The 759-nt window shown below is 69.2% G+C and carries 1 protein-coding gene and 1 pseudogene; both read left to right on the forward strand.

Translation table 11 applies throughout. The features are described 5' to 3' along the window. Positions 1-145 precede the first annotated feature (145 nt). Positions 146-418 (forward strand): YiaA/YiaB family inner membrane protein, encoded by a 273-nt coding sequence (locus FV230_RS28895; protein ID WP_147729665.1) that lies wholly within the window; start codon positions 146-148, stop codon positions 416-418. A gap of 150 nt (positions 419-568) precedes the next feature. Then, positions 569-759, forward strand: a pseudogene (locus FV230_RS28900) (hypothetical protein); the annotation flags it as partial.

Genomic DNA, 759 nt, shown 5'->3' on the forward strand with positions numbered 1-759 from the left:
GCCTGGCGCGCGAGGGCTTCGGCCCGCGCACCCGCCCGACCGGCGGCGACGTGCTGGAGCGCCTGCGCCGCAAGGCCGGGCTCGCCCCGGCCGCCTGACCCACCGAGCATCCCATCCCTTTCCCGTCCCGCATCAGGAGCGTGTCATGAACAACGAGACCACCCAGCATTCCGGCGCCTGGGTCACCTTCACCTACGCCGCCTTCCTCGGCTCGGCCGCGATGGTGGCCTGCGGGATCCTGTTCCTGCCGGTGGACATCTGGATCAAGGGCTACCTTGCCATGGGCGTGGTGATGCTGGTCCAGTCCTGCATCACCGCGACCAAGACGGTGCGCGACGTGCACGAGGGCCGCCGCATGGTGAACCGCATCGAGGACGCCAAGACCGAGCGCCTGCTGATGTCGGTCGGCAAGGACTGATCCGGGCAAGGACCGATCCGGGCAAGGACCGATCCGGGCAAAAATTGACCCGAGACAGGACCGACGCCCCCTCGCGAGGCCCGGCCGAAATCCCGGCCGGGCCTCGCCGGACCCGAATTCCCCCGTCCCTTCGCCAGCCGAGACGATCCGATGCCCGAATTCCCGGCGCTCGCCCCCACTTCGCGCGGGCGCATCCCGATGCCCGTCAAGCTCGCCTACACCGCCTTCGTCGCGGTCCTGGTCCCCACCTACCTGTCCTCTTACGGCCCGACGAACTTCCTGTACTTCTGCGACCAGTCGCTGCTGCTGACCCTGGTCGGGATCTGGCTGGAGAGCCCGCT

It is taken from the genome of Methylobacterium sp. WL6, assembly GCF_008040095.1.
Taxonomy (GTDB): Bacteria; Pseudomonadota; Alphaproteobacteria; order Rhizobiales; family Beijerinckiaceae; genus Methylobacterium.

Bases quoted from the DNA above. Each gene is read 5' to 3' on its own strand.
- FV230_RS28895 (WP_147729665.1), top strand. From the start codon at position 146: ATGAACAACGAGACCACCCAGCATTCCGGCGCCTGGGTCACCTTCACC.